Raw genomic sequence first — 201 nt, 5'->3', positions numbered from 1 at the left:
CCCTGAATTTACCTTTGTTTTTCTGGCTGTCCGCCGTACAGACCGTGATGCCTGTCCACGTCCTGTGCGTGTAATCGCAGACTGCGAGCATGCTGCACGACTCAAACTTGCCACTGAATTTATCCTGAGCTTTGCTGCCCGTATCCCTGTGAAAAGCGCCGGGGAGGTGGTTGCATGAAATCCATGAATTTTAAGCAAGGC

Annotated in this window: 1 protein-coding gene; it reads left to right on the top strand. The window is 51.7% G+C overall.

Annotated elements, in window-relative coordinates; genetic code table 11:
* Positions 1-178: host cell division inhibitor Icd-like protein (locus FDX22_RS00575; protein ID WP_146716571.1), on the top strand; the 178-nt coding region annotated here is incomplete at its 5' end.
* Positions 179-201: the final 23 nt, after the last annotated feature.

This window comes from Citrobacter sp. TBCS-14, assembly GCF_005280805.1.
GTDB lineage: Bacteria > Pseudomonadota > Gammaproteobacteria > Enterobacterales > Enterobacteriaceae > Citrobacter > Citrobacter gillenii.
The sequence above is the reverse complement of the archived record's forward strand: the minus strand, read 5'-3'. Positions and strand labels throughout refer to the sequence as shown.